The organism is Arthrobacter sp. B0316-5-4 (genome assembly GCF_059090325.1).
This window is the reverse complement of sequence record NZ_JBNHFN010000001.1, coordinates 475,183-501,940: the sequence shown is the minus strand read 5'-3', so window position 1 is coordinate 501,940 and position 26,758 is coordinate 475,183. Positions and strand designations below refer to the sequence as shown.

The following is a 26,758-nucleotide window of genomic DNA, read 5'->3' as shown; positions in this document are numbered from 1 at the left end:
TCGTCACATACCCCAGGAGCTAGGACGTCCCACATCAGTTGTTTGCACGAGCCGCTAAGCTTGAGCCCATGTGTGGAATCGTAGGCTATGTTGGCAATTCGTCTCGCAAGGCAGCTGGTCACAGCGCCCTTGACGTCGTCGTGGAAGGGCTGCGTCGTCTTGAGTACCGCGGCTATGACTCCGCCGGCGTCGCAGTGGTGGCTGACGGGACCATCTCGTCCCGTAAAAAGTCCGGAAAACTCAGCAACCTGATCGGTGAGCTGGAAGCAAACCCCATCCCGGAATCCCTGACTGGTATCGGTCACACCCGCTGGGCGACGCACGGCGGCCCGACCGACCGTAACGCGCACCCGCACCTTTCCGACGGCGGCCGCCTGGCCGTGATTCACAACGGCATCATTGAAAACTTCGCCGAACTCAAGCAGGAACTCCTGGGCAAGGGCGTCACCTTCGAATCGGAAACCGATACCGAAGTAGCTGCAGCCCTCCTCGGGGACATCTTCAGGACGCAACTGAACAACGGCGGCGGAAGCCTGACCGAGGCCATGCGCCTGGCCTGCCAGCGCCTTGAGGGTGCCTTCACCCTCCTGGCCGTTCACGCGGACCAGCCCGACGTCGTCGTGGCCGCCCGCCGTAACTCCCCGTTGGTTGTAGGCCTGGGCGAGGGCGAGAACTTCCTCGGCTCCGACGTCTCCGGCTTCATCGACTACACCCGTCGGGCAGTGGAACTGGGCCAGGACCAGATCGTTACCATCACCGCAGAGTCCGTTGAGATCACCGACTTCTTCGGCGCCCCCGCCGAAGGCAAGGAATACCACGTTGACTGGGACCCGGCATCGGCCGAAAAGGGTGGGTTCAACTCCTTCATGGAGAAGGAAATCCACGACCAGCCTGACGCAGTAGCGCAGACCCTCCTGGGACGTTCGGACCTTGACGGCAAGCTGACCCTGGATGAGCTCCGCATCGACCCGGAACTGCTGAAGCAGGTCAACAAGATCATCGTCCTCGCTTGCGGCACCGCGGCCTACGCCGGCCTGGTTGCCAAGTACGCGATCGAGAACTGGTGCCGCATCCCCACGGAAGTGGAGCTCGCACACGAGTTCCGTTACCGCGACCCGATCGTCGACTCCAACACGCTGGTGGTCTCCATCAGCCAGTCCGGCGAAACCATGGATACGCTGATGGCCGTCCGCTACGCCCGCGAGCAGGGTGCCAAGACCATCTCCATCTGCAACACCAACGGTTCCACCATCCCGCGTGAATCCGACGCCGTGCTCTACACGCACGCCGGCCCGGAAATCGCCGTCGCGTCCACCAAGGCGTTCCTGGCGCAGATCACTGCCGCTTACCTGTTGGGCCTGTACCTGGCCCAGCTGCGCGGCAACATCTTCTCGGGCCAGATCAAGGACGTCCTCGCGGACCTGTCCAAGATCCCGGCCAAGATCCAGCACATCCTGGACAACGCAGGCCCCCTCCGCGAGCTCGCCCGCAGCATGAAGGACGAAAAGTCCGTCTTGTTCCTGGGCCGCCACGTTGGCTACCCGGTAGCCCTCGAAGGTGCCTTGAAGCTCAAGGAAATTGCGTACATCCACGCAGAAGGCTTCGCAGCCGGCGAGCTCAAGCACGGCCCGATCGCCCTGATCGACGACGGTCAGCCCGTCTTCGTCGTAGTGCCGTCCCCGCGTGGCCGCGACTCCCTGCACTCCAAGGTAGTCAGCAACATCCAGGAAGTCCGCGCACGTGGCGCCCGCACCCTGGTGATTGCCGAAGAAGGCGACGAGTCGGTCAAGGACTACGCAGAGCACGTGTTCTACGTTCCTGAAACGCCCACCCTGTTGATGCCGCTGCTCACCACGGTTCCGCTGCAGATCTTTGCCGCTGAACTTGCCGGAGCGAAGGGTTACGACGTTGATCAGCCGCGTAACCTGGCCAAGAGCGTGACCGTAGAATAACGGCATGATTGTTGGCATTGGGGTAGACGTCGTAGACATCGAACGGTTCGGCAAGCAGCTGGAACGGACGCCGGGACTCAGGGACCGCCTGTTTGTCCCTGCGGAGCGGGAACTCAACACCCGATCCTTGGCCGCGCGCTTCGCGGCCAAGGAAGCCGTGGCCAAGGTGCTCGGCGCGCCCGCGGGAATGAACTGGCAGGACTGCTGGATCGGGCTCGACGAAAACGGCCCCACCGTTCAGGTCAAGGGCACGGTGCTTGCCGTGGCCGAGGCCAAGGGCGTCAAACGCTGGCACTTGTCCATCAGCCACGACGGCGGCATCGCTACGGCGACTGTCCTCGCCGAAGGCTGAACGGACGTAACAAAGCAATGATCAGCGCCTTCACCGGACAACAGATCAGGGATGCGGAAAAACCGCTCCTGGACTCCGGTGAGGGCGCTGTTCTTATGCAGCGGGCAGCCTACGGGCTTGCGCAAGAGGTTGCCCGGCAGATCAAAAGGAAACGCAAGCTGACCGGCGCCAGCATCACCGTCCTGGCAGGCAAAGGAAACAACGGTGGTGACGGCCTTTTCGCCGCAGCTTTTCTTGCCCGCCGCGGAATGCGCACGACGGCGGTCCTCGCCGCCCCCGAAGTCCATCCCGAGGCGCTTGCTGCTTTCACCGCCGCCGGTGGGCGGACCCTGAGCCTGGAGCCAGACAACGCCGAAGAGCTCGCCGTCATGTGCGCCGACGATGACGCAATCATCGACGCCCTACTCGGTACGGGTGCGCGCGGAGGCTTGCGTGGGGCAGCAGCCGAACTGATTGCCTCCCTGCAGGAACTACGGCCATCCCTGGTGGTGGCTTGCGACCTCCCCAGCGGGCTGGACGCCGGCACAGGAGAAGTCCATTGGCCGGTGCTGGACGCGGACGTTACCGTCACTTTTGGCGGCCTCAAAGCCGGACTGATGACTGATCCGGGGGAGGGCTGCGCGGGCCGCGTTGAATTGGTGTCCATCGGCATCGAACCCGGGCTAGGTTCCATGAGCCCGGAATTGCGGCGCCTCACTGCCAGGGATCTTGGTCGCCTGCTTCCGGTGCCTGATCGCCGCGCGCACAAATACTCCCGCGGCGTCCTCGGGGTGGTAGCGGGTTCCGCGCGGTTCGCCGGCGCTGCCGTCCTCAGCGTCCACGCTGCGGCACTGGCCGGGGCGGGAATGGTGCGTTATGTGGGCCCGGAAAGCGCTGCGAAGGCGGTGCTGTCCCGGACCCCTGAAGCCCTGTGGGAGACCGGCGATCCTGGCCGCGTCCAGGCCTGGGTACTGGGCCCTGGGGTGGATGGAGACGAGCAATTGCGTCGGGTCCGCGACGCGGCGAAGACAGCCATGGACGCCGGATTGCCCGTGGTGGTTGATGCTGGAGCGTTGGACGCCTTGCCGGATCGCTGCCCGCCACACTGGATCCTGACGCCGCACGCGGGTGAGCTGGCCACGCTGCTCGATTCGCTTCCGTCTTTGGGCGAGATCGCCGTTACCCGCGACGACGTTGAAGCCCGTCCACTGCACTTCGTACGGTTGGCCGCCGAGCTGACCGGCGCCACCGTGCTACTGAAGGGTGCCACCACACTCGTGGCCTCGCCGTCGGGCGTTGTCTTCAGCCAATCGGAAGGTACCGCGTGGATGGCAACCGCGGGGAGCGGCGATGTCTTGTCCGGCGTCTTGGGCGCCTTGGTGGCGCAGTCCGCCGAAGAGGTCAGGGACGACGACGGCGCTTATGCCGCCTTGGGCTTGGACCAAGCGGACCGTTGGGCTGCTGTGGCAGCTGTCGCGGCGAGCGTCCACGGCAGGGCAGGAGCAGAGGCATCCGCCAATTTCGAGGGTGGCCCCCTTACAGCCTCGGCGATCATGGCGGGGGTGCCACGCGTAATTGGTTCGCTTGCGGCGGAATACGACCGCCCAAGACCGTAAGGTTACTGTCTACTCATAGGTCGTCTGTAGGCTTGCAACAGTTGTTCGCATCATCAAGAGGAGAACGCATGGAAGTCTGGCCCGGATCGGCTTATCCGCTGGGTGCCACCTTTGACGGCACCGGCACCAACTTCGCGCTGTTTAGCGAGAAGGCCGAAAAAGTGGAATTGTGCCTCTTCGACGACGACGGCGGGGAAGTCCGCGTAGATGTCACCGAGGTTGATGGTTATGTATGGCACTGTTACCTTCCCCAGGTTCAGCCCGGGCAGAAGTACGGGTACCGCGTACACGGGCCCTACGACCCCGACGCCGGCCAACGGTTCAACCCCAACAAGCTGCTGCTGGATCCTTACGCCAAGGCCATCCATCGCCAGATCGACTGGGACCCGTCCCTGTTCTCCTACAACCTGGGGGACCCGGAGTCCCGAAATGACGAGGACTCAGCGGCGCACATGATGCTCGGCGTCGTCATCAACCCCTTCTTTGACTGGGATGGCGACAAGCTGCTGCGGATTCCGTACCACAAGTCGGTCATCTACGAGGCCCACGTCAAGGGCCTGACGCAGATGCACCCCGAGGTTCCCGAGGAACAGCGCGGCACCTACGCCGGCGTTGCGCACCCGGCGGTCATTTCCCACCTGCAGAAGCTGGGCATCACAGCCATCGAGCTCATGCCCGTGCACCAGTTCGTCAATGACGGCATCCTGCAGGACAAGGGACTGAACAACTACTGGGGCTACAACACCATTGGTTTCTTCGCGCCCCACAACAGCTACAGCTCCAAGGGCGACACCGGCCAGCAGGTCCAGGACTTCAAAGCCATGGTTCGGGCCCTGCACACCGCAGGCATCGAAGTCATCCTGGACGTCGTGTACAACCACACCGCCGAAGGCAACCACCTGGGCCCCACCCTGTCATTCAAGGGCATCGACAACTCGGCGTACTACCGCCTGGTGGAAGATGACCAGAAGTACTACATGGACTACACCGGCACAGGCAACTCGCTGAACGTCCGCAGCCCGCACTCCCTGCAGCTGCTGATGGACTCACTGCGGTACTGGGTCACCGAAATGCATGTTGATGGTTTCCGCTTCGACCTCGCCTCCACCTTGGCCCGCGAGTTCTACGACGTGGACAAGCTGTCCACGTTCTTCGAACTCATCCAGCAGGACCCCGTAGTTTCCCAGGTAAAGCTCATTGCCGAGCCGTGGGATGTTGGCCCGGGCGGTTACCAGGTAGGAAACTTCCCGCCGCAGTGGACCGAATGGAACGGCCAGTACCGCGACACCGTCCGTGACTTCTGGCGTGGCGAGCCCTCCACCCTGGGTGAATTCGCGTCCCGCCTGACCGGTTCGGCCGACCTTTACGAACACTCTGGCCGCCGGCCGGTGGCCTCGATCAACTTTGTCACCGCCCATGACGGTTTCACCTTGGCTGACCTTGTTTCCTACAACGAGAAGCACAACGAGGCCAACGGCGAAGACAACAACGACGGCGAATCACACAACCGTTCCTGGAACTGTGGCGAGGAAGGGCCCACGGACGATCCCACAGTGCTTGCGCTGCGGGCCCGCCAGCAGCGCAACTTCATCGCGTCCCTGTTCCTCTCACAGGGCGTGCCGATGCTCCTCCATGGCGATGAGCTCGGACGTACGCAAAACGGCAACAACAACGGGTACTGCCAGGACTCCGAACTCACATGGATCAACTGGGACAACGTGGACCAGCCCCTGATCGAATTCACGGCGGCAGTGAGCGCCCTCCGCGCGAAGCACCCGAGCCTTCGCCGAAGCCGATTCTTCGACGGACGCCCTGTCCTTCGAGGCGAAGGCGAACGGCTCCCGGACATCGTTTGGCTGGACGCTGACGGCACCACCATGAGCCCCTCTGACTGGGACGAGGCGTTTGGGCGTTCCGTGGGCGTCTTCCTGAACGGTGACGGCATCCATGGCCGTGACAACCAGGGTCGTCGGATCACGGACGTTAATTTCCTGCTCTACTTCAACGCTGACCAGGAAGAGGTGGACTTCCAGATCCCCTCGGACGAGTACGCGCCCGCTTGGGACGTCATGATCGACACCGCTGGGGAGGGTGCCGAAGCCGGAGTCATCAAGCCCGAGCAGATCCTCAAAGTCGGCGGGAAGTCACTGGTGGTCCTCCGGGCACACAGCACCCCCGAGGTGGAACCCGACCACTCCGTGGCTGCATCCTTGGCTGCCCTGACCCAGACGAGCACCCCGGAAACGGCATCGCTCACTTCTCCCGCAGTAACGTCCCTGCCCTTCGACTACAAGGGGGAGGGGACCTCCACGCAGGAGAGCGGCCAGGACGGCGACGCTGCAGCTGAGCCGGCTTCAAAGGAGGACCAGGCGTGAAAACTCCCATCTCGACGTATCGGCTGCAGATCCGTCCGGGCTTCACCCTCCAGGATGCTGCCGGGCTGACCGGCTATCTGCGCTCCTTGGGAGTCGACTGGGTCTATGTGTCACCGATCCTGACGGCCGAACAAGGCTCCGATCACGGCTACGATGTCACCGATCCGTCAACCGTGGACCCCTCGCGCGGCGGACCTGAAGGGCTCGACGCCCTTGCCCGGTCGGCCCGCGAACAGGGCCTCGGCATCCTGGCGGACATCGTGCCAAACCACATGGGAGTAGCCTCACCGAAGCAGAACTCGTGGTGGTGGCAGCTCCTGAAAGAGGGGCGGGGTTCCAAATACGCCGAAGCCTTCGACGTCGACTGGGACTTTGGCGGCGGCAAGATCCGTGTTCCCGTCCTGGGCAGCGACGATGACCTCGACGAGCTCAAGGTCGTTGACGGCGAACTGCGCTATTACGACCACGCCTTTCCGTTGGCTGAAGGCACTTACGCCGACGGGGACAGCCCGAAGGATGTGCACGCCCGGCAGCACTATGAGCTGGTTGGCTGGCGGCGTGCGGATGCCGAGCTGAACTACCGGCGCTTCTTCGCGGTCAACACCTTGGCTGGAGTGCGCGTGGAAATCCCTTGGGTTTTCGACGAAGCGCACGAAGAAGTTGTCCGTTGGTTCCGTGAAGGCCTTGTTGACGGGCTGAGGATTGACCACCCCGATGGCCTGGCCGATCCGGAAGGCTATCTGGCCAGGCTTCGGGAGGCTACCGGCGGGGCATACCTGCTGGTGGAAAAAATCCTTGAACCGGGCGAACAGCTTCCGGAGGCCTTCGACTGTGAAGGCACCACAGGCTATGACGCACTGGCTGATGTGGACCGTCTGTTCGTAGACCCTACGGCCGAGGAGTACCTGAACTCCCTCGACGCCCGGCTCCGGGGAACAGACGCGCCCGCTGATTACCACGCCATGATCCGTGGGACGAAGCGACGCATTGCCGACGGGATCCTGCGCTCCGAGATACTGCGGCTGGCGCGTTTGGTTCCTGATTCCCTGGAACTACCCCACGGGAAAGTCGCCGATGCCCTCGCTGAGATTATTTGCTGCTTCCCGATCTACAGGACTTACCTGCCCTACGGGGCCAAGGTCCTGAGCCAGTCCATAGAAGAAGCAGCCCGGCATCGCCCGGACCTTGACACCGTGCTCCGTCGCTTGGAGCCACTGCTCCTTGATGAATCCGGCCCGCTGGCCCGGCGTTTCCAGCAGACCTCCGGAATGGTCATGGCCAAGGGCGTGGAAGACACCGCGTTCTTCCGCTACACGCGGCTGGGGACGCTCACGGAAGTGGGAGCCGACCCCACCGAGTTCTCGATCCCCGCCGGAGTCTTCCACGAGCGCATGGCACGTCGTCAACAGCTCCTGCCGTTGTCGATGACCACGCTGAGCACGCACGACACCAAACGGAGCGAGGACGCCCGCGCCCGGATTTCGGTCATTTCGGAGGCTGTTCCGGAATGGGAGTTGTTCCTGGGAACGGTTCAGCAACTCGCTCCGATTCCGGACGGCCCCCTCGCAGCGTTGATATGGCAGTCAATCGTCGGGGCCTGGCCGGCCGATCGTGGACGCCTGCAGTCCTACGCCCTTAAAGCGGCGCGGGAAGCAGGAAACTCGACTAACTGGACCGACCCCAACGCCGAGTTCGAACGGCACCTGGCTACCGCCGTCGACGCCGCCTTTGACGTCCCCGAAGTCGCGGCTGCACTCAACAACTTCGTGGCCGAGCTCGAACCCTTCGGGACGTCGAACTCGCTGTCAGCGAAGCTGATCCAACTGACCATGCCCGGCGTCCCGGACGTATACCAGGGCACGGAGTTCAGGGATGGTTCGCTGACCGATCCGGACAACAGGCGGCCGGTGGACTTCCAAGCCCGTATCGCGGCACTCGCGGAGCTGGATGGTGGTGCCAAGCCGGAGTTCACGGATGAATCGGCCAAGCTGCTGGTGCTGTCCCGCGCCCTGAGGCTGCGCCGCGATCGGCCGGAGCTGTTCGCAGGCTACCTGCCGGTGGCAGCGCGGGGTTCGGCGGCAGGCCATGTGGTGGCCTTCGACAGGGGAGCGGAAAAGCGGGGAGCCCTCACGGTAGCCACCCGGCTGCCCAGGCGGCTCGAACGGGACGGCGGGTGGCGGGACACTGTCATCGACCTCACGGTGGACAGCACCGACCAACTGACGGGTGCGTCCTACAGCGCCGGGGCCGTCCCTGTTGCCCGTCTCCTGGAGCACTATCCAGTGGCCCTGCTGGTACCTGCCACCTGATTCCGGAACGACCAACGTCGTCACTGCAATGCACGCTTGAACACTTAAAGGGAGCATGATGCTGGAGCACGCTGCTGGAAAAGACCGTTATGACGTCTGGGCGCCGAACGCTGGTTCGGTGCGGCTGGTCGCCGGCGGTCAAGAGTACGACATGGAACAACAGCACGACGGCGCCGCCTCCGGTTGGTGGCGCGCGCCGGCTGACGCGGTGGCACAGGGAGCAGACGGCGTGTCCTACGGTTACCTCGTGGACGGGGAAGGGCCCTTCCCGGACCCCCGTTCCCGGAGGCAACCCGAAGGCGTCCACGGCCTGTCCGCGATCTTCGATCCCGGTGCCCACCAATGGCAGGACGCCGGGTGGAAGGGACGCGCCCTGAAAGGCTCGGTCATTTACGAGCTGCACCTGGGCACCTTCACTCCGGAAGGAACGCTGGATGCTGCCGTGGGGAAACTGGACTACCTGGTTGACCTCGGCGTCGATTTCATCGAGTTGCTGCCGGTCAACGGCTTCAACGGCGTCCACAACTGGGGTTACGACGGCGTCCTCTGGTACGCCGTCCATGAACCGTACGGGGGACCCGCGGCTTACCAACGGTTCGTCGATGCAGCCCACGCGGCAGGCTTGGGCGTTATCCAGGACGTTGTCTACAACCACCTCGGACCCAGTGGCAACTATTTGCCCAAGTATGGCCCGTACCTGAAGTCGGGGGAGGGCAACACCTGGGGTGACTCCGTGAACCTGGACGGCCCAGGCTCGGACGATGTTCGCCGCTACATCCTGGAGAACGCAGAAATGTGGCTCCGCGACTACCACGTGGATGGGCTCCGCCTGGATGCCGTTCATGCCCTGCGCGACGAACGGGCCGTCCACATCCTGGAGGAATTTGGGGCCTTGGCGGACCGGATCGAGGCCGAGACGGGCATTCCCAAAACCCTCATCGCGGAGTCGGACCTGAACAACCCCCGCCTCATCTACCCCGGGCAGGACAATGGGTACGGCTTGGAAGGCCAGTGGAGCGACGACTTCCACCACGCGGTCCACGTCAACCTCAGCGGCGAGACCACCGGCTACTACTCGGATTTCGATTCCCTCGCTGTACTGGCCAAGGTCCTGGAACATGGTTTCCTGCACGATGGCAGCTACTCCAGCTTCCGCGGGCGGCACCACGGCCGGCCCATCCGGCACGACCTGGCACACCCGTCAGCGCTGGTGGTATGCCTGCAGAACCACGACCAAATCGGCAACCGGGCAATCGGCGACCGGCTCACCGCCTCGCTGTCCTTCGGAAAACTGGCCATCGGTGCGGTGCTGACCATGACATCCCCCTTCACTCCCATGTTGTTCATGGGTGAGGAGTATGGCGCCTCCACGCCGTGGCAGTTCTTCACCTCGCATCCGGAACCTGAGCTGGGCAAAGCCACCGCCGAGGGACGGATCAAGGAGTTTGAACGCATGGGATGGGACCCGGCGGTGGTTCCCGACCCCCAGGACCCCGCAACGTTCCAGCGCTCGAAGCTCAAATGGGAGGAAGCAGAAGAGGGTGACCACGCCCGCCTGCTCCAGCTGTACAGGGATCTGGCACAGCTGCGCCATAACACGCCGGAACTGGTGGATGGCGGTTTTGGCGAGACATCCGTTGAGTTCGACGACGACGAACTCTGGCTGCAGATGTCCCGTGGCGATGTGCGGGTTGTGTGCAACTTCGGGGAGGAAGCACTCGCGACACCTTTGGACGGCTCCGTGCTGCTGGCTACCGACCACGAAGCAGTCCTGGACGAGGGAACGTTGACGCTCCCCGGCGGTAGCGCCGTCGTCGTACGCGTCAACTGACCTGATTCGAGGGTGACGGCGCCCACATAGCGGACGCGCCGTCACCCTTGGATTGTGCAGTGGCAGGATAGAACGTATGACTTATTCGGCTGCGGAGAACCGCTACGAGACCATGCCCTACCGCCGCGTCGGACGCAGTGGACTAAAGCTTCCCGCCATCTCCTTGGGCCTCTGGCACAACTTCGGCGACGACAAGCGGTTCGACGAACAGCGCGCCATCCTGCGCCGTGCGTTCGACCTTGGGGTCACCCACTTCGACCTCGCCAACAACTACGGACCACCGGACGGTTCCGCCGAGACGAACTTCGGGCGCCACCTGAAAGACGACTTCAAGCCATACCGGGACGAACTCATTATCTCCACCAAGGCCGGGTACTACATGTGGCCCGGCCCCTATGGTGAGTGGGGCTCCCGCAAGAACCTGATCTCCAGCCTCGACCAGTCGCTGGAGCGGATGGGCCTGGACTACGTCGACATCTTCTACAGCCACCGTCCCGATCCTGAGACGCCGCTGGAAGAGACCATGGGGGCACTGGACTACGCAGTCCGCTCCGGCAAGGCCCTGTACGCGGGCATCTCGTCTTACACTCCGGAGCAGACGCTCGAAGCGGCCCGGATTTTGAAGGAACTCGGCACGCCGCTGCTCATCCACCAGCCCAGCTACTCCATGCTCAACCGCTGGACAGAGAACGGCTCGCCCAACCTTTACGAGGCTCTGGACCAGGTGGGGGCCGGTTCCATCGCGTTCTCGCCGCTTGCCCAGGGGATGCTGACCGACCGATACCTCAACGGTGTCCCAGCGGATTCCCGCGCCGCCAAGGAAAGGTTCCTGTCCGAATCGGCGCTGACGGAAGAGAAACTGGACCGTGTGCGCGGGCTCAAGGCAATAGCCGAAGGACGTGGGCAAACCCTGGCCCAAATGGCGATTGCCTGGATCCTGCGCGACCAGCCCAAGGGCTCGCCCGTAACATCGGCCCTCGTCGGGGCCTCCAGTGTTGCGCAGCTCGAGGACACGCTCAGTGCCATCAACAACCTGGCGTTCACCCAGGATGAGCTGACTGCGATCGATGAGTTCGCGGTGGAATCCGACATCAACCTTTGGGCGCAGAAGTAGCCAGCAGGAACTGACACAAACAGCAGGGGCCGGTAAGGAACAAAACCGGTCCCTGCTGTGTTGGTTAGAATGCAAGTGTGCGCCGAATGGCGCCGTGCCAATTAGCCGCGCCCTGGACACACTCAGGGACCCGCTAGGCACCTGAGGTTATTTCTCAAAGGAGTTCCGTGTCTTCACATCCGATTCGTGTTGCCATTGTTGGTGTAGGAAACTGCGCTGCATCGCTGGTCCAAGGTGTCCAGTACTACCGCGACGCTGACCCGAAGGCCACGATCCCGGGTCTGATGCACGTTGAGTTCGGTCAGTACCACGTCAATGACGTCCAGTTCGTCGCTGCTTTCGATGTCGACAGCAAGAAGGTTGGACTGGACCTGGCCGACGCCATCGGCGCCAGCGAAAACAACACCATCAAGATCGCCGACGTCCCCGCCACCGGTGTCACCGTTCAGCGCGGCCACACCCTGGACGGCTTGGGCAAGTACTACCGCGAGACCATCGTCGAAGCCCCCGAAGAGTCGGTGGACATCGTCGCAGCGCTCCGCGAAGCCAAGGTCGACGTCATGGTGTGCTACCTGCCCGTGGGCTCGGAACAGGCCGCCAAGTTCTACGCGCAGTGCGCCATCGATGCCGGTGTCGCATTCGTCAACGCCCTGCCCGTGTTCATCGCCGGTACCAAGGAGTGGGCTGACAAGTTCACCGAGGCCGGCGTCCCGATTGTTGGTGACGACATCAAGAGCCAGATCGGCGCCACCATCACCCACCGCGTCATGGCCAAGCTGTTCGAAGACCGCGGCGTCACCCTGGACCGCACGTACCAGCTGAACGTCGGCGGCAACATGGACTTCAAGAACATGCTTGAGCGCGACCGCCTCGAGTCCAAGAAGATCTCCAAGACCCAGGCCGTGACCTCCAACGTCGAGGCTGAACTGCACGCCGACGACGTCCACATTGGACCGTCCGACTACGTTGCCTGGCTCGATGACCGCAAGTGGGCCTTCGTCCGCCTCGAGGGCCGCAACTTCGGTGACGCCCCCGTGTCCCTCGAGTACAAGCTCGAAGTATGGGACTCCCCGAACTCTGCCGGCGTGATCATCGACGCCATCCGCGCCGCCAAGATCGGCCTGGACCGCGGCATCGGCGGCCCGCTGCTCTCCGCTTCCAGCTACTTCATGAAGTCCCCGCCGGAGCAGTTCAACGACGACCTCGCCCGCGACAAGGTGGAAGCCTTCATTCGCGGCGACATCGAGCGCTAAAGCCCGAACGCCTTCAACAAGCGCCCCCGCAACCTGGTTTTAACACACCTGGTTGCGGGGGCGCTTGTCGTTTGGCAGGTGGATTCTGGGGGCGGGCTAGAAGAGGCCGGTGGGGTTGCCCTCGGCGTCGACGTCCATGCGCATGGCGGCCGGTTCCTTGGGAAGGCCGGGCATGGTCATCACCGCGCCGGTCAGTGCAACAATGAACCCCGCCCCGGTCTTGGGAATGAGATCACGTACGTGCACTTTGAAGCCCTTGGGCGCGCCCAGCCTGGCGGCGTCGTCAGTGAAGGAGTACTGCGTCTTGGCCATGCAGACGGGGAATCCCGACCAGCCGTTCTTCTCGATCTCGGCGAGGCGTTTGAGCGCCGGTACGGAGAAGTCCACGCCGTCTGCCCCGTAGATTTCCTGGACGATGGTCTGGATCTTTTCTTCCACGGAGAGCTCCAACGGGTACAAGTGGTGGAAATCCGAGGGCCGGTCCAGTGCGGCGGCTACCTTCGCGGCGAGCTCATCCCCGCCGTCGCCTCCGCCACCGCGCCCCCAGACATCGGCGACTGCCGCATCCACGCCCTCGGCTGCGCACCAGGCCAGAAGCCATTCCAGTTCTTCCGGGGTGTCGGTGGCGAATTTATTGATGGAGACCACGGGGGAGATGCCGAACTTTGCCACGTTGCCGACGTGCCGCTTCAGGTTCTCCACACCGGCCGCGACGGCCTCGACATTGGGCTCGTCGAGCCGGTCCTTGGGAACACCGCCCTGCATCTTCAGCGCGCGGATGGTAGCAACGACTACGACGGCGGAGGGCGCCACGTCTGCGATGCGCGCCTTAATGTCCATATACTTTTCGGCCCCGAGGTCTGCTCCGAAGCCCGCCTCGGTGACGACGATGTCGGCGAGTTCCATGGCCGTGCGGGTTGCAATCAACGAATTGCAGCCGTGGGCTATGTTGGCGAACGGGCCGCCGTGAACCAGCGCGGGGGTGCCTGCAATGGTCTGGACGAGGTTCGGCTTGATCGCGTCCTTGAGCAGCATGGTGAGGGCTCCCTCAACGCCGAGGTCGGCGACGGTCACCGGGGCCCGGTCGAAGGTGTAGCCGAAAGTGATCCGACCGAGCCTGCTCCGCAGGTCGTCCAGATCCGTGGAGAGGCAAAACACAGCCATGATTTCGGAGGCGACGGTGATGTCGAAGCCATCTTGCCGGGGAACCCCCTGCGCCGGTCCGCCAAGCCCGATGACCACCTCCCTCAATGCGCGGTCGTTCATGTCCAGCACCCGTTTGAAGGTCATCCGGCGCGGGTCGATGCCCAGGGCGTTCCCTTGGAAGATGTGGTTGTCCACCAATGCCATGAGGGCGTTGTTGGCCGACGTCACGGCGTGGAAATCCCCGGTGAAATGCAGGTTGATGTCGTCCATGGGCAGGACTTGGGAGAGGCCGCCTCCCGTGGCTCCGCCCTTCATCCCCAGGATCGGACCAAGGGAAGGCTCACGCAAGGCGATCATCACGTTGTTCCCTGCGCGTGCGAGGGAATCGGCCAGCCCCACGGTGGTGGTTGATTTGCCTTCGCCCGCAGGGGTGGGTGACATCGCCGATACCAGGACCACCTTGCCTGGTTTCTTGCCCTGGGGGAGTCGTAGCTTGGCTGGATTGATTTTGGCCTTGTAGGGCCCATACAGCTCCAGGGCGTCCACCGCGATTCCTGCACGCTCGGCGATCTGCTCAATGGGCAGCATGGTGGCGTTGTGGGCAATCTCAAGATCACTCAAGACCTTTTGTTCAGACATCGATGTCCTTTGGCTGTGGCCTTACAGGGTGCTGCGGGCCGGACGTACTTGCGCTGTGCGCGACAATCTACCAGCACCGTTGGGTCAAACTGGCGAGGACTCAGCGCCTGGGGACCAACAAACCGCTGACAGCTTCCCTGTAGCTCTCCAGGGTGATCGCGGCCGTCCGCTGCCACCCGAAGGACTCGGCATGTGTGGCCGCAAGCCGTCCCATGCCTTCGCGGGTCTGGACGTCGTCGTAGAGGTCTTCCAGGGCGTCTGCCCAGTCCGAGGGGTCGTGCCCATCCACCAGCAGACCGGTGCGCCCATCGGAGATGGCGCGGGAAAGGCCGCCGACGTTGGTGGCAATGACGGGTGTGCCGCACGCCTGTGCTTCCAAGGCGACCAGCCCAAAGGACTCGCTGAAGGACGGCATGGCCACAACGTCGGCGGAGCGGAACCAGCTGGCCAACTCGGGAGCTACGACTGGGGGCCTGTGGGTGACGACGTCGTCGAGGCCGGCGTCGTGGATGATCTGCTTGAGGTTGAAGTCCTTCGATCCGCTGAGGGAACCCAGGATGGTCATTTCGAGGTCGATGTCGGGCCGGCGCCGACGCAGGATTCCGGCGGCTTTCACGAACACCTGCGGACCTTTGAGCCGCTGGATCCGGCCGGCGAAGAGGATGTGGAAACTGTCCGGGCGCACCCCCCTGAGGGCACGGGATTTCTTACGGAAGGACGGTGTGAAGACGTTGAGGTCCACCCCGGGCGGTGCGACGTCGATTCGGTCGCGGTCGGCCCCGTAGTGCGAGACGAGTTCTTCGGCCTCGGCGGGGGTGTTGGCCACCAGGCGGGCAGCACCGTCGACAATCCTTTGTTCGCCTTCTTCCCTTCGACGCGGTTCGGGGCGCTCGCCGGACTGGAGCACGAGGTTCTTGACCTTGGCCATGGTGTGCATGGTGTGCACCAGGGGGACACCCCAGAGCTCCGATAGTTCGAGGCCTGCCACCCCGGAAACCCAGTAGTGCGAGTGGATGGCGTCGTATCGGCCGTGGAGTTGTTCGTGCCGGATCCTGTCGATTTCCCCGACCATTTGGTGGAGGAGTTCGGGCAGTTCTTCCTTGGGAATCTTCCGGCGCGGTCCCGCCATGACGTTGTGGACGCAGACACCAGGCCCGGGATGCTCGACGGCGGGCTGGTTGGCTTTGGTGGAGCGCGTGAAGATTTCCACCTCCACGCCGGTCTCAGCTAATGCCATGGCGAGGGCCCGCACGTAGACGTTCATTCCGCCGGCGTCCCCGGCGCCGGGCTGTTCCATGGGGGAGGTGTGCAACGACAGGAATGCCACGCGACGAATCAATGGCATGGCATTCCTCCTGACAAGACCGGGCAAATGCTGTTTGCCCTGCAGAAAACACTACTCCTGCCTGCCATGGCCAAGCCCAAGCAACCCCGCTATGTGGACAACGCTGCTAGCGTGGCCGCTGTGACCGATGAACAGACTTTCGATATTCGAGAAGCAACAACAGCGGACTGGCCCGGCATCTGGTCCGTGCTGGAACCCGTGATCCGTGAAGGCGAAACCTTCACCTGGGACCGCGACACCACGGAAGACACAGCCAGGGTCAAGTGGGTCAAGGAAGCCCCCGGCCAGACTTTCGTGGCCGTAGACAAGGGAAGCGGCGAGGTGCTGGGCACCGGCGAGTTCCATGCGAACCAGGGCGGTGGCGGCAGCCATGTGGCCAACGCCGGCTACATGGTGGGGGCCAAGCACTCCGGCAAGGGCATCGCCCGGGCTCTATGCGCCTACTCGTTGGTGGAAGCAAAGGCAGCAGGCTTCTACGCCATGCAGTACAACGCGGTGGTGGAGAGCAACATGAGAGCGGTCTGGCTCTGGCAGTCCATGGGGTTCACCATCCTGGCCACCGTGCCAGAGGCCTTCAACCATCCGGAGATCGGCTTCGTGGGACTGCACGTGATGTACCGTAAACTCTAGGGCCTCAGGACCACAGACCACGTAGTTCCGGGAATGCCTGCTCGTACCGTTCCAACAGATTCTTGCCCAGCGATAGAGAACCCACCAGCGGATGGGCCGCGAAGGCCCGAAGCGCGGATTCACGGTCGCCCTCCCGGACAGCACGGATGGTCAGCCGCTCCACCTCCTTGACGCGTTTCATCAGGGTGAGGAACTGCGCGGCGGGCCGTTCCTGCGCAAGCGGCAGGGCGCCGTCGGGCGTTACCTCGCAGGGAACCTCGACGACGGCGTCCCCCGGGAGCCCGGGTACCGCACCATCCGCTGTGGCCGGGCCAGCGGCGGAAGACACCGGAGAGTTGGGAACGTTCAGGATCAACTGCGTCTTCCCACCCCCGAAGAGTGCCTTCATGAGGGCCAACGCCACCCGTTCGTAGCCGCCACCGGCCAGGTCTTCCTCGTCCCGTTGTTCCCCGTGGGTGCGGGCTTCGGCCAGGTAGCCTTCCTCCCGTGACCGACGCGCGGCGTCCCACAGCGCATAGGCGTGGTCGGACTCCACCAACGCCGGGTACAGCGAGCTTTGCTGCTGGTGGATGGAGGCCCCGCGGGTCTCCTGTTGCGACCTGATGGCATCCGTAGCTTGCGCGGTTCGGTAATAGTAGTAGAGGTACTCGTTGGGAAGGCAGCCGAGCCTTTTCAGGACATCGCGGCCGAACAGGCGCCCTTCTTCCATGGACCCAAGGGCCTGCTCGTCGTTGAGCAAGCCGGGCAACAGGTCAGTCCCGCCCGGCGCCAGCCGATACAGCCAGCCGAGGTGGTTCAGCCCGTAGTAGCCCACGCCGTCGAGCCTTCCGTCCTCCAGCTGCGCCCCCGCAGCGCGGGCCGCCCGCTGCACCAGGCCACCAGCGGAATCGCAGATCCCGATCACCCTCCCGCCCAGCACCGGCCGCAGCGCTTCGGTGACCATTCCGGCGGGGTTGGTGAAGTTGATCAGCCACGCATCCGGGCAGTGGCGGCGCATGGCATCTGCCAGTTCAAGCATCCGGGGAATGGAGCGCAGCGCATAGGAAATCCCACCCGCGCCAGTGGTCTCCTGTCCCAGCAGACCCAAGCCCAGGGCGACGCGCTCGTCGGCGATCCGACCGGCCGTTCCGCCGGGGCGCATCGCCGCGAACACCACATCCGTCCCCTCAAGCGCCTGTGCAAGGTCCGTTGAAACCTCGACGTCGGGCCGGGAACCTGGCGCGGTTGGCATATCGCGGAGTACTGCCTCAATGGCCGCGACCCGCAACGCGTCGACATCGTAAAGCACCAGTGTGTCCACCAGCCCAGCGAAAGGGCCCGCGCACAAAGCCCGGTACACAAGGGGAACCCGGAATCCGCCGCCACCGGCGATCATGAGCCGCATGGTCCGAGTCTATGCAGCCCGGAGGGTGCAGCGTAGTGTGCCGTGCATGGACGCTATGCCCCAGCGACGATACGACCCCCTTGCCGCCGTAAGGTCTGACGGCGATCACCAATGCGACCTCCTCCTCACCGGCACGGTGTTCCAGGACATCATCTTCACCGGTTTGTCCCACCCACCGGAACCCGGGACGGAAGTCTGGAGCGAAGGCATGGGAAGCTGCCCGGGCGGTGTGGCCAACCAAGCCATCGCTGCCGCCCGCCTGGGACTGCGGACCAACCTTGCGGCAACCTTCGGGGACGACGGCTATGGCGACTACAACTGGCAGATCCTGGAGAGCCAGGAGCACGTGGACCTGTCCCTGTCCCGAACGATTCCCGGCTGGCACTCCCCGGTCACGGTATCCATGTGCGTGAACCAGGACAGGTCCATGGTCACCCACGGCCACCCAGCCCCCATCAGCTCCTCCGAACTGATTGGTCAACCACCCAAGGCGCTCGCCGCCGTCGCGGACCTGGGTGAGGAATTGGAGCCGTGGATGATGGCCGCGAAGAAGGCGGGAACCAAACTCTTCGGCGTCGTGGGGTGGGACCCCACCGGCGAATGGTCCGAGCGTCGGCTCGAGCAACTCGGGAACTTCCATGCTTTCCTGCCCAATGCACCCGAAGCCATGGCGTTCACCGGCAAGGCCGATCCGTGGGCTGCCCTGTATTCGCTGGCCGACCGGGTGCCTGTTGCGGTGGTAACCCTTGGCCCCCAGGGGGCTGTGGCAGTGGATTCAGAAACCGGGGAAGAGGAATGGGTCCCGTCCCTGCCGGTCTCCGCCTCCGACCCAACGGGCGCTGGCGATTGTTTTGGGGCGGCCTTCATTGTGGGTTGCCTTGCGGGGTGGACGCTGGGGGACCGGCTGCGTTTCGCGAACCTCTGTGCCTCGTTGGCAGTCCAGGAAGTCGGAGGTTCGCTGGCTGCGCCCGGATGGGGTGACATCGCCGACTGGTGGCACCGGGCAAACGCGCGTAAGGAGCGTCAGTCCAGCCAGTGGGTCCGTCGCTTCGCGTTCCTGGAACCGATCGTCAAGGACATCCCTGCAGAGGCGCAACGCCGGGCACGCGCTACGATCGCACACTTGTCCGACGCCCAGTAACGCGGCGGGGACACCGTCCGCAGCCACCGGCAGTTAACCCGAATTCACTGGCACCACTAGAATCTCTAGGGTGACTTACGAAGCAGCAGCAGATATCGGGATCGGGTCCAGGGCCTCCATAGCAAAGTCGGCGGTGCTGGAACGTTCGGCTGTGATCGATCTCGACGCGGTGCGGCACAACGTTCGTCAGTTCGTCGCCATCGCCTCGCCCGCCTCCGTGATGGCGGTGGTAAAGGCCGACGCTTACGGCCACGGTGCGGTCCAAGTGGCCCGGGCCGCCCTCGACGCCGGAGCGGCCTGGCTCGGTGTTGCACATATTTCGGAGGCGCTCGCCTTGCGCGCTGCCGGGGTGGACGCGCCGCTGCTGGCCTGGCTGCACACCCGGGAAAGCAACTTCCAAGCGGCAGTCGCGGCCGGCATCGACGTCGGAATTTCCGGCTGGGAACTGGACGCAGTGGTAGCTGCAGCCCGGGAACAGGAACGGCCGGCACGGGTTCACCTGAAGGTTGACACGGGACTTGGCCGGAACGGCTGCACCATTGAGGACTGGGACCAGTTGGTGGGCCAGGCAATGGACTACCAGGACCAGGGGCTCCTGCGCGTGGTCGGTATCTTCTCCCACCTCGCCGTGGCCGACGAACCGCACCGCCCCGAAACTGACCAGCAACTCGCCGTCTTCCGTGAGGCGATCGCCATGGCCGAGGACGCGGGGGTGGACACCGAGGTCCGCCACATCGCCAACACGCCCGCCACGCTGTCCCGCCCCGACTCGCATTTCGACCTGGTCCGGGTGGGTCTTGGCGTGTACGGACTCTCGCCGTTTGAGGGCGCGACGTCGGCCGAACTTGGCCTGCATCCGGCAATGACGGTCCGCACACTCCTGTCCAACTGCAAGAAAGTCCCCGAAGGCCAGGGAGTGTCCTACGGGTTGAACTACCGCACCACCGGGGAAAGCACGCTTGGCCTGGTGCCGTTGGGCTACGCCGACGGCGTCCCGCGCATTGCTACTGGCGGCCCTGTGCGCGTCAACGGGGTCAACTACCCGGTGGTAGGCAGGATCGCCATGGACCAGATGGTGATCGACCTTGGCCCGCTGACAGCCGACGCCGCCAACGCCCTCAAAGGCGCCGAAGCTGTCATGTTCGGGGACGGTGCCGATGGCGGTCCGACGGCGGACGATTGGGCAGCAGCAGCAGGAACCAACAACTACGAGATTGTCACGCGCATCAGCTCCCGGGTTCCGCGCAGCTACGTCAACGAGCTCGCCACCCAACCAACGGCGCCTGCTGGTGCCGTCGACGCCGGGACGGCGGCGCTGTGAGCCAACCCCAGTGGGAACGCACAATCAAGGTCACGACGGCGGACCAGACCCACGCTCTCGCCGCGGCGCTGGGTGGGGTGCTTGAAGCGGGGGACCTCCTGGTCCTGACCGGGGAACTGGGTGCGGGCAAAACCACGTTTACCCAAGGGCTCGGGGAAGGCCTGGGCGTTCGCGCAGGAATCATCTCGCCCACTTTTGTCCTTGTCCGGATCCACCCGAACCTTCCTGATGGACCCCGGCCTGGCGGTCCGGACCTGGTCCACGTGGATGCGTACAGGCTCGACTCGGCCGCGGAAGTGGACGACATCGATCTTGAGAACACCATGGACTCCGCTGTCACGGTGGTGGAGTGGGGCAGGGACCGGGTGGAGCATCTCTCCGACAGCCGCCTGGAAGTCGATTTGCACAGGTCGGTGGGCGGTGCCAACACCGCGGCTACCGGCGGCGTCCTGGACTTTGACACCGAGGACGACGACGAGCCCCGCACCATTGTGTTCCGGGGCTTCGGTCCCCGCTGGACCGGAGCACCCCAGCTGCTGGGCGAAGCAGAATCCCGCCCTGCCGAAGAAGGAGGCAACTGATGCTGATCCTGGCCATTGACACCTCCGCTGTTGCCAGCGCTGCCCTGATCTCGGATGACGCCATGGAGGGCGTGGTGGATTCCTTCGCCACCGAGGATACCCGCAGCCATGCCGAGGTCCTTGCCCCTGGCATTGAGAAGCTCCTGGCTGGGGCTGGTGCCACCGGCGCTGACATTGATGCGATCGTCACCGGGGTAGGTCCTGGCCCGTTCACTGGGCTGCGTTCCGGTATTGCCACGGCCCGCACCCTCGCTTTTGTGTGGAACAAGCCGCTGCACGGTCTGATGAGCCTGGACGCGATTGCCCTGGAAGTGGCGGAATCCACGGCGTCGGTTTCCGAGTTCCTGGTTGCTACCGATGCCCGGCGCAAAGAGGTCTACTGGGCCCGGTATACGGTGGCCGATGGTCGGCTTCCCGAACTCGTGGATGGCCCGCACGTGGGCTTCGCCGCGGAACTGCCGGACCTTCCCGTCTTTGGCGCCGGCGCAGGTCTGTACGCGGACGTCCTTAAGGCGGACGAGGACTTCGCCAGGACCCAGCCCAATGCCGCAGCCCTGGGCCAGTTCGCGCTGGCCCGGCTCGCCTCGGGACAGGCCCTTCTCGACTCAACGCCCCTCTACTTGCGGGAATCGGACGCCCAGGTTCCGGGCCCCCGGAAGCGTGCACTGTGACCGGGGCCGCTGAGATTTCCCTGCGCGACATGACCGAGGCCGATATTCCCGTGGTCGAGGCGTTGGAGCGTCGGTTGTTCCCCGTGGATGCCTGGCCGCTGCAGATGTTCTTTGACGAATTGGCCCAGCCCGAAACCCGCCGTTACGTGGTGGCCGAGGTCGCTGGGGAGATCGTGGCTTATGCCGGGTTGATGTGCATTGAGCCCATAGCGGATGTCCAGACGATCGCCGTCGTGCCTGAATTCGAGGGCCAGGGCATCGGCTCCGCGGTCCTGACCGAACTCATCGAAGAAGCGCGGCGCCGACGGGCCGCAGACGTGCTTTTGGAGGTCCGCGCGGACAACCCGCGCGCCCAGAAGCTGTACGTGCGTTTCGGATTCGAACAGATCCACGTCCGCCCGCGCTATTACCGGGATGGCACCGATGCCCTGATCATGCGCCTCCCGTTGAACGATTCCACTTCTTCTGAAGGAGCTCCGGCATGACCGCGACTTTCCCACAGGACCTGAAGCAGCCCTTGGTGCTCGGCATTGAGTCCTCGTGCGATGAGACCGGTGTCGGGATCGTCCGTGGGACCACGTTGTTGACCAACACCGTGTCTTCATCCATGGACGAGCATGTGCGCTTTGGTGGTGTCATACCCGAAATCGCTTCCCGCGCGCATTTGGATGCCTTTGTTCCCACGCTGCAGGAATCGCTGCATGAAGCCGGTGTCACTTTGGAGGACATCGACGCCATTGCGGTCACGTCAGGACCGGGCCTCGCCGGCGCCCTGATGGTTGGGGTCTGTGCCGCGAAGGCTTTGGCTGTGGCCACGGGCAAGCCGCTGTATGCGATCAACCACTTGGTAGCCCATGTGGGTGTCGGCCTGCTGGATGGAAAGCCCGACGCCGGTGCTGCCGCCGGCTTGGGTGCCGGGCAGTTGCCGGAGAACCTCGGCGCGCTCCTGGTGTCGGGCGGGCACACGGAGATCCTCAGGATCAGGAGCATCACGGACGATGTTGAGCTGTTGGGCTCGACCATCGATGACGCTGCCGGCGAGGCCTACGACAAAGTGGCCCGCATCCTTGGCCTTGGCTATCCCGGTGGTCCGGCCATCGATAAGCTGGCACGCCAGGGCAACCCCAAATCCATCCGTTTCCCACGGGGACTGACCCAGCCCAAGTACATGGGGACCGCCGAGGACAAGGGCCCGCACCGCTACGACTGGTCGTTCAGTGGACTGAAGACAGCCGTGGCCCGCTGCGTGGAGCAGTTCGAGGCCCGCGGCGAGGAAGTGCCCGTGGCTGACATCGCCGCGGCCTTCCAGGAAGCCGTGGTGGATGTCATCAGTTCCAAGGCTGTCCTTGCGTGCAAGGAGAACGGCATAACCGATGTCTTGTTGGGGGGCGGCGTCGCGGCGAACTCACGGCTCCGCGAATTGACCCGGCAGCGCTGTACCTCAGCCGGGATCACCCTCCACGTACCGTCGCTGGACCTGTGTACGGACAACGGTGCCATGGTCGCAGCGCTGGGTGCGCAGTTGATTATGGCGGGCATCGGGCCGAGCGGACTTGCCTTTGCCCCGGACTCGTCCATGCCTGTGACCTCGGTGTCCCTGGCTGCCTAGGCTCTGAGCCCGGGCAGGCCACCGAGCCGTCAGCTAGGCGTCCGGCCCCTTGCGCATCTGCTGCACCAGGTCCATGACCACTGCCTGAAGGTCTCCGTCATGCTCAGCGGCGACGCGGCGTTGGCGCTGGTAGCTGGCGCCGCGTTCGATGATCCGGAGGACGTCGGCCAGTTCCTCGGAACAGCCCAGCTTGGCAGCTACGGGTTCCAGCCGGGCTACTGTTTCCGCGAGGTGTTCGGTGACAAGCTGTTCGTTGCCTTCAGCGTCCAGGATGATGATGGCTTCCATGCCGTAGCGGGCGGCGCGCCATTTGTTTTCCTGAACGTGCCAGGGCGGCATGGTGGGGATGGTGCCGCCGGCGTCCAGGATGGAGGAGAACTCGTCCACCAGGCACTGGGTCAGGGCAGCTATGGCCCCGACTTCTTCGAGGGTGGCAAGGCCATCGCAAATGCGCATTTCGATGGTGCCAAGGTTGGCAACCGGCCGGATGTCCCAGCGGATTTCGGAGGTGGCGTCAATGACCCCGGTGGTGAACATGTCCTGGACGTATGACTCGTAGGCCTCCCAAGTTTCGAACTGGAACGGGAGCCCGGCCGTCGGAAGCTGCTGGAACATCAGGGCGCGCTGGGAAGCGTAGCCGGTTTCCTCGCCTGCCCAGTAGGGGCTGGAAGCGGACAATGCCTGGAAATGCGGGAAGTAGTTGACCAGTCCGTCCAAGATAGGGAGGACCTTGTCCCGACGGTCGATACCCACATGGACGTGCACGCCGTAGATAACCATTTGGCGTCCCCACCATTGGGTCCGCTCGATCAGTTTGGCGTAGCGCTCTTTGTCGGTGACCGGCTGGAGCAGGGGAGGGCTGAAGGGGTGGCTGCCTGCGCAGAACACCTCAACGCCCATGGGGTCCGTGACTTCGCGGACAGCTGCCAGTGAGCGGCTGAGGTCCTCTTTGGCATCCTTGACCGTTTCGCAGATCCCGGTGACGAGCTCCACGGTGTTCAGGAGCAGCTCGCGCTTGATATGGGGGTGCTCATCGTCTTCGTTGAGGTCGGGATGGTTCGCGGCGACGCCTTTCAGGACATCGTTCGCGACGGAAACCAGTTCCCCGGTGCGTGCATTGACGAGCGCCAACTCCCATTCCACACCCAGTGTCGATTGCCTGGATGGCGCAAAATCAATCTGCACGTAGTCCCCTCATTGTGTTGTGTCAGCCGGGCGCGGTTCCCCGCTGCGGGGCCGCCAGCGGTCGGATCAAGTCTAATGCAGCCTGAACACCCGTGATATCGGCGCAGTGCGGGCTGCAATGAACAGTCATTTGCTAATTAGAATGATTCTCATTAGTATGGACGCATGCATCTCACAGTCGTCAGTTCCCTCGACAGCCAATGCCGGGAGGCAGCCACCGGGAGGCTGGGCCGAACCCACGTAAATTCGGCAGTGGTACTCCACGATCTTCTGGACGGTTCACTGGTCCTGCGAAGGGTCTACCACAGGGGACGCTTGGTCGAACGCGAAACGACGGTCCTGGAGCATGGCTGCCTCAGCTGCACCGTTCGGCTTGACGTAGTACCGACGGCGGAGCGCCTTGCCGCGTCCGGCTTCGACCATGTTGTGCTTGGCTTGCCGCCCGGTGTCGCCGCAGGCATGGCCGTTGCGGAGCTTCGCCGGGGCCTCAGCCGCCCGGCAGTCATCGACAACGCCGTGCTGGCCCTGGATCCCGGAGATCTCGATGACCACATCTGGGACCGCCACACGCTGTTCGAGTCCGGCTTCACGTCCATGCCCCAGGACGACCGCACCAGTGGCGAGTTCCTGATTGGGGAGTTCGGCGAAGTGGATACGGTCATGGTGTACCCGGGCCTCGGTGCAGCCTTGACCGGCGAGCACCCTGAAGGCTCGGCGCCATGGCTGACAGGAATGGAGTTGCTCATCGAATTGGCTCCGCATGCGGCTGCAGTCGGAGCAGCCGACCCATACCGTCCGGGCTGCTTCGACCTGGCCGAAGCAGCGGCACGCAACCGGCCCGGCGTCGTGCGTGTGCCTGCGAGTGAAACGCCAGGTTCTTTCCGGACGGTGCTTCACAAAGCGCGCCGTCCGCTGCACCCGGGACGCTTCCGTGATGCGCTGCCCCATCTGGCTGCGGGTACGCATTGGATGCGTGGCCGGCTATGGATCGCTTCTGCTCCCGCCACCCGGATCGCCGTCCAGGGAATCGGGCCGAGGGTTTGGCTTGAAAGTACCGGGAAATGGCTAGCCGACTCTGCTGACGCGGCACCCAGTGGAGCATCGGCAGGCAGGTCGGGTCCCGACGTCGACTCCGTCCTTGACTGGCATCCGAACCATGGCGACCGTGGCACGGTATTGGCGATGACCGGGCGCTCGGAAGATATTGATACCCGCGAAATCCGCGGGCTCCTGGACGAATGCCAACTGACGGACGCGGAAATGGAACTGGACTTTGGTGTCTGGGACGATCCCCTGGAACTCAGCGACGCACTCTAAGCCGCACCACCAACAAGAGGAGAAACACCATGAAGGTCAGGAACTCACTGCGTGCGCTCAAGAAGATCCCCGGAGCGCAGATCGTCCGGAGGCGTGGACGCACGTTCGTCATCAACAAGAACAACCCGCGGATGAAGGCGCGGCAGGGCTGATCCCAGTGCTGCATCCATGGGGCGTTGTTTAATGGGTGGATGCCCATCCTGAACAAAGACATGTCCCTGTGCATTTCGCTCGCGGCCCGGCCCAGCAACATCGGTACCCGGTTCCACAACTATCTGTACGATCTGCTCGGCTTGAACTTTGTCTATAAGGCGTTCGCGCCAGCTGACATCACCCTCGCGGTGGCGGGCATCCGCGGCCTCCCCATCCGGGGCGCCGCGGTGTCCATGCCCTACAAGGAAGCCGTCATCCCGCTGGTTGACGTGATGGATCCGTCGGCCAAAGCCATTGATTCGGTGAACACCATCGTGAATGACGACGGTGTCCTCACCGCCTACAACACTGACTACATCGCCATAGCGCGGCTCTTGAAGGACCATGAGGTGCCCAGCAGCCACTCCGTGCTCCTCCGTGGAGCGGGCGGCATGGCCAAGGCCGTGGCGGCAGCGCTACGCGACGCGGGCTTCACCGCTGTCACCATCGTGGCCCGCAATGAAACCGCCGGTCGCGCCCTCGCCGACCTCTACGGTTTCGGCTGGCAGGACGACGTCAACGGCTCGACGGCGGACCTCATCATCAACGTCACACCGTTGGGAATGGCAGGTGCCGACGAATCGGCGCAGTCCTTCGATGACGCGACGATCGCAGCTGCGCAGGTGGTATTCGACGTCGTTGCGCTGCCGTCCGAGACGCCGCTTATCACCGCCGCGCGCTCAGCCGGCAAGCCGGTGATCACCGGGGCCGAGGTCATCGCCATCCAGGCTGAAGAACAATTCGTCCTGTACACGGGGGTGCGTCCGACCCCCGGCCAGGTGCGCGAAGCCTCTGAATTCTCGCGCCGCTGAAGCC

22 protein-coding genes are annotated in these 26,758 nt (G+C 64.0%); 18 read left to right on the top strand and 4 right to left on the bottom strand.

Annotation, left to right across the window (positions count from 1 at the left end):
• The first annotated feature begins 68 nt into the window (after window positions 1–68).
• From glmS to AC5RU9_RS02240, 8 genes are all read left to right on the top strand, one after another.
• Window positions 69–1,952 (top strand): glutamine--fructose-6-phosphate transaminase (isomerizing), encoded by a 1,884-nt coding sequence (gene glmS / locus AC5RU9_RS02275; protein ID WP_494015180.1) that lies wholly within the window; start codon window positions 69–71, stop codon window positions 1,950–1,952.
• Window positions 1,953–1,956: 4 nt separating this feature from the next.
• The gene (locus tag AC5RU9_RS02270; RefSeq protein WP_284986492.1) at window positions 1,957–2,304 is read left to right on the top strand and encodes a holo-ACP synthase; all 348 of its coding nucleotides are present in this window, start codon (window positions 1,957–1,959) and stop codon (window positions 2,302–2,304) included.
• A 17-nt stretch (window positions 2,305–2,321) separates the two neighbouring features.
• The gene (locus AC5RU9_RS02265; protein WP_494015179.1) at window positions 2,322–3,899 is read left to right on the top strand and encodes an NAD(P)H-hydrate epimerase; all 1,578 of its coding nucleotides are present in this window, start codon (window positions 2,322–2,324) and stop codon (window positions 3,897–3,899) included.
• 68 nt (window positions 3,900–3,967) lie between these two features.
• The gene (gene glgX / locus AC5RU9_RS02260; protein ID WP_494015178.1) at window positions 3,968–6,274 is read left to right on the top strand and encodes a glycogen debranching protein GlgX; all 2,307 of its coding nucleotides are present in this window, start codon (window positions 3,968–3,970) and stop codon (window positions 6,272–6,274) included.
• Entirely contained in the window at window positions 6,271–8,583 is a 2,313-nt protein-coding gene (gene treY / locus AC5RU9_RS02255) for a malto-oligosyltrehalose synthase (RefSeq protein WP_494015177.1), read from the top strand. Before glgX ends, treY begins: the two co-directional genes overlap by 4 nt.
• 58 nt (window positions 8,584–8,641) lie before the next feature.
• A complete protein-coding gene (gene treZ, locus AC5RU9_RS02250) occupies window positions 8,642–10,414 on the top strand; it encodes a malto-oligosyltrehalose trehalohydrolase (RefSeq protein WP_494015464.1) in 1,773 nt (590 codons plus the stop codon).
• Between the two features lie 76 nt (window positions 10,415–10,490).
• Window positions 10,491–11,528 (top strand): L-glyceraldehyde 3-phosphate reductase, encoded by a 1,038-nt coding sequence (gene mgrA, locus AC5RU9_RS02245; protein WP_494015176.1) that lies wholly within the window; start codon window positions 10,491–10,493, stop codon window positions 11,526–11,528.
• 167 nt (window positions 11,529–11,695) lie between these two features.
• Complete coding sequence (locus AC5RU9_RS02240; protein ID WP_309992134.1) at window positions 11,696–12,781, top strand: inositol-3-phosphate synthase; 1,086 nt, start codon at window positions 11,696–11,698, stop codon at window positions 12,779–12,781.
• Between the two features lie 96 nt (window positions 12,782–12,877).
• Here the strand turns inward: AC5RU9_RS02240 and AC5RU9_RS02235 are convergent, their stop codons facing one another.
• Window positions 12,878–14,566 (bottom strand): formate--tetrahydrofolate ligase, encoded by a 1,689-nt coding sequence (locus AC5RU9_RS02235; protein WP_494015175.1) that lies wholly within the window; start codon window positions 14,564–14,566, stop codon window positions 12,878–12,880.
• A gap of 100 nt (window positions 14,567–14,666) precedes the next feature.
• The gene (mshA, locus tag AC5RU9_RS02230) at window positions 14,667–15,911 is read right to left on the bottom strand and encodes a D-inositol-3-phosphate glycosyltransferase (RefSeq protein WP_494015174.1); all 1,245 of its coding nucleotides are present in this window, start codon (window positions 15,909–15,911) and stop codon (window positions 14,667–14,669) included.
• 111 nt (window positions 15,912–16,022) lie between these two features.
• Here mshA and AC5RU9_RS02225 point away from each other — a divergent pair, with 111 nt between their 5' ends.
• Window positions 16,023–16,541 (top strand): GNAT family N-acetyltransferase, encoded by a 519-nt coding sequence (locus tag AC5RU9_RS02225; protein ID WP_494015463.1) that lies wholly within the window; start codon window positions 16,023–16,025, stop codon window positions 16,539–16,541.
• A 4-nt stretch (window positions 16,542–16,545) separates the two neighbouring features.
• On the opposite strand, the gene AC5RU9_RS02220 is transcribed toward AC5RU9_RS02225, so the two are convergent.
• The gene (locus AC5RU9_RS02220) at window positions 16,546–17,925 is read right to left on the bottom strand and encodes a family 4 glycosyl hydrolase (protein WP_494015173.1); all 1,380 of its coding nucleotides are present in this window, start codon (window positions 17,923–17,925) and stop codon (window positions 16,546–16,548) included.
• Between the two features lie 46 nt (window positions 17,926–17,971).
• On the opposite strand from AC5RU9_RS02220, the gene AC5RU9_RS02215 reads away from it, so the two are divergent.
• The 6 genes from AC5RU9_RS02215 (at window position 17,972) to tsaD (ending at window position 23,248) form a co-directional block, all read left to right on the top strand.
• The gene (locus AC5RU9_RS02215; protein WP_494015172.1) at window positions 17,972–19,066 is read left to right on the top strand and encodes a carbohydrate kinase family protein; all 1,095 of its coding nucleotides are present in this window, start codon (window positions 17,972–17,974) and stop codon (window positions 19,064–19,066) included.
• A gap of 70 nt (window positions 19,067–19,136) precedes the next feature.
• Complete coding sequence (gene alr, locus AC5RU9_RS02210; RefSeq protein WP_494015171.1) at window positions 19,137–20,387, top strand: alanine racemase; 1,251 nt, start codon at window positions 19,137–19,139, stop codon at window positions 20,385–20,387.
• Entirely contained in the window at window positions 20,384–20,968 is a 585-nt protein-coding gene (gene tsaE / locus AC5RU9_RS02205; RefSeq protein ID WP_494015170.1) for a tRNA (adenosine(37)-N6)-threonylcarbamoyltransferase complex ATPase subunit type 1 TsaE, read from the top strand. The genes alr and tsaE overlap by 4 nt, the downstream gene beginning before the upstream one ends.
• Window positions 20,968–21,639 carry a tRNA (adenosine(37)-N6)-threonylcarbamoyltransferase complex dimerization subunit type 1 TsaB gene (gene tsaB, locus AC5RU9_RS02200; protein WP_494015169.1) on the top strand — a complete coding sequence of 224 codons (672 nt, stop codon included), beginning with the start codon at window positions 20,968–20,970 and terminating at the stop codon, window positions 21,637–21,639. The genes tsaE and tsaB overlap by 1 nt, the downstream gene beginning before the upstream one ends.
• 29 nt (window positions 21,640–21,668) lie before the next feature.
• Window positions 21,669–22,124: a ribosomal protein S18-alanine N-acetyltransferase gene (rimI, locus tag AC5RU9_RS02195; RefSeq protein ID WP_309992113.1), complete on the top strand. Its 456-nt coding sequence runs from the start codon at window positions 21,669–21,671 to the stop codon at window positions 22,122–22,124.
• On the top strand, window positions 22,121–23,248 hold the full coding sequence (gene tsaD, locus AC5RU9_RS02190; protein ID WP_494015168.1) for a tRNA (adenosine(37)-N6)-threonylcarbamoyltransferase complex transferase subunit TsaD: 1,128 nt from the start codon (window positions 22,121–22,123) through the stop codon (window positions 23,246–23,248). The genes rimI and tsaD overlap by 4 nt, the downstream gene beginning before the upstream one ends.
• A gap of 33 nt (window positions 23,249–23,281) precedes the next feature.
• On the opposite strand, the gene AC5RU9_RS02185 is transcribed toward tsaD, so the two are convergent.
• A complete protein-coding gene (locus AC5RU9_RS02185; RefSeq protein ID WP_211711203.1) occupies window positions 23,282–24,433 on the bottom strand; it encodes a glutamate--cysteine ligase in 1,152 nt (383 codons plus the stop codon).
• Between the two features lie 165 nt (window positions 24,434–24,598).
• Between AC5RU9_RS02185 and AC5RU9_RS02180 the strand changes: the two genes are divergently transcribed.
• The 3 genes from AC5RU9_RS02180 to AC5RU9_RS02170 are packed head-to-tail and all read left to right on the top strand — an operon-like array spanning window position 24,599 to window position 26,754.
• Window positions 24,599–25,750, top strand: coding sequence for a GTP-binding protein (locus AC5RU9_RS02180; RefSeq protein WP_494015167.1), 1,152 nt, complete (start codon window positions 24,599–24,601; stop codon window positions 25,748–25,750).
• A gap of 29 nt (window positions 25,751–25,779) precedes the next feature.
• Window positions 25,780–25,902 carry a type B 50S ribosomal protein L36 gene (ykgO, locus tag AC5RU9_RS02175; protein WP_011775528.1) on the top strand — a complete coding sequence of 41 codons (123 nt, stop codon included), beginning with the start codon at window positions 25,780–25,782 and terminating at the stop codon, window positions 25,900–25,902.
• 39 nt (window positions 25,903–25,941) lie between these two features.
• On the top strand, window positions 25,942–26,754 hold the full coding sequence (locus AC5RU9_RS02170; protein WP_494015166.1) for a shikimate 5-dehydrogenase: 813 nt from the start codon (window positions 25,942–25,944) through the stop codon (window positions 26,752–26,754).
• Window positions 26,755–26,758: the final 4 nt, after the last annotated feature.